Source organism: Novosphingobium sp. (genome assembly GCF_041905565.1).
Classification (GTDB): Bacteria; Pseudomonadota; Alphaproteobacteria; order Sphingomonadales; family Sphingomonadaceae; genus Novosphingobium.
In genome coordinates, this window is record NZ_JAYRKX010000045.1 from 1 (window position 1) to 1,825 (window position 1,825).

The 1,825-nt window shown below is 67.8% G+C and carries 1 protein-coding gene; it reads left to right on the plus strand.

The window, feature by feature from the left end:
- Nucleotides 1-200: 200 nt before the first annotated feature.
- The gene (locus ACE3N9_RS16560) at nucleotides 201-1,658 is read left to right on the plus strand and encodes a hypothetical protein (protein ID WP_374285604.1); all 1,458 of its coding nucleotides are present in this window, start codon (nucleotides 201-203) and stop codon (nucleotides 1,656-1,658) included.
- Nucleotides 1,659-1,825 lie beyond the last annotated feature (167 nt).

Sequence of the window (1,825 nt, forward strand, 5' to 3'; positions counted from 1 at the left end):
TCCCCCGGCCCAACCACCCACAGGGTACCTTAAACGGGTGGTTGGGCCGGGGGAGCGGGCCGGCCAGGCCAAGCTGATCGCGGAGGCGATCAGTGCACCGGGCAAGGAATCTGCCGGACAAGGACTCCCCGCGCAACTTAACCTTTAGTTTACCATGTTGCGCCACAAGGGCCTTGCAAGGGACTTGTTGGGGAACCCGCATGGACACGTATCGGGGCAGTTTCATCGATCGTAACGAAGCCGAAGGGGCGGACTACGATTATGGTGACGATGACATCGGGCAGGAAGTGCCGCCCAGCCCCGTGGGGCAGGACGAGCGCCGGATGCAGGTGCGCGCCTATAATTACTGGGCCAGCCTGCTGGATGGCCGCAACTTCCCCTCGATCGAGGATCTCGATCCCGAATCGCTGCCGGATTTCGGGCCCTACAGCGTGCTGCTCGACTTCACGCAGGGGCTGGAAAACCCGTCGATCCAGTTCCTGGGCGACAAGCTGGCCGACGAATGCGGCGCGCATGGGCCGATCGAGACCCTGTCCGACGTGCCCAGCCGTTCGCTGCTGTCGCGCATCACCGATCATTACATGCAGATCCTGGCCAACCAGGCGCCGATCGGGTTCGAAGCCGAATTCGTCAACCAGCGCGAGCTGACCATCCTCTATCGCGGGATCCTGCTGCCCTTTTCCAGCGACGATGACACCATCGACTTCATCTACGGAGTGATCAACTGGAAGGAACTGGCCGACCAGCGCACCACCGACGAGCTGCTGCTGGAAATCGACAACGCGCTCGATGCCCAGCCCGCGCGCCGCGACGAGCCGCTGACCGACTGGGCCGACGGCCCCGCCGACAGCCGTCCCGCCGCCGCCCAGCGCCTCGCCGCCATGGCCGTGTCGATGACCGCCGGCGACGATGACGATGACGACGTGCTTGACCTGGCCACGCTGGCACCGGCCGCCCCGGGCGGGGTCAGCCTGCCGAGCCCCGCCTTTGCGAGCGGGCTCGACGATGACTGGGACGAATTGCCCGCCGCCGAGGTCGAGCTTGAGGACGCCGAGGGGATGGAACTGGCCGACTGGCTGGCATCGGCCCGCGAGCTGGCCGAAGCCGCGCGCGGCAGCGAGGACCGCACCCGCAGCGCGCTCTACGCCGCGATCGGCCGGGCCTACGATTTCTCGCTCGCCGCGAGCGAACACCAGGACGAATTTGCCGACCTGGTCGCCGATTCGGGCCTGACCGTGCAGGACCGTGCGCCGATGACCCCGGTGGTCAAGCTGGTGTTCGGCGCCGATTACGACAAGACCCGCCTGACCGAGTACGCCACCGCGCTGGGCCACGCCCACCGCATCGGCCTGCCGCGCGGCAGCCTGGCGCGCTACCTGTCCGAAGCGCCCGGCGGCCTCAAGGGCGTGGTCACCGAGGAACGCAAGGTCAAACGCGCCGAAAGCGGCAAGGACGCCGCGCGCGAGACCCCGCGCGAAGCGCTGGCCCGCAAGCTGCGCCAGATCGAGCCGCAGGACTTCGACGCGCTGCCGGCAGAAGGCAGCGAATTCACCCTGCTGATCGCCCGCCGCCTGCCCACTGGCGAAGTGGTGCTGGTCGGCGAAGTGCCCGAGGACGTGCCCCTGCTGGAAAAGGCCGCGCGCCGCCTGCTGGGCTGATAGCCACAAGTTTCGTCATGCGAGGGGGACGGGCGCCGTGTCTTGCGACATGGCGCCCGTCTATTTTCCGGCTCACGCCGGTGCGGACAGGCCATCCGGCCTGTCCTTGCCTGGCCGGCCCACTCCCCCGGCCCAACCACCCGTTCAAGGTACCCTGTGGGTGGTTG

Excerpts from the sequence above, each read along its gene's own strand:
- ACE3N9_RS16560 (WP_374285604.1), top strand. The coding sequence starts at position 201 with ATGGACACGTATCGGGGCAGTTTCATCGATCGTAACGAAGCCGAAGGG.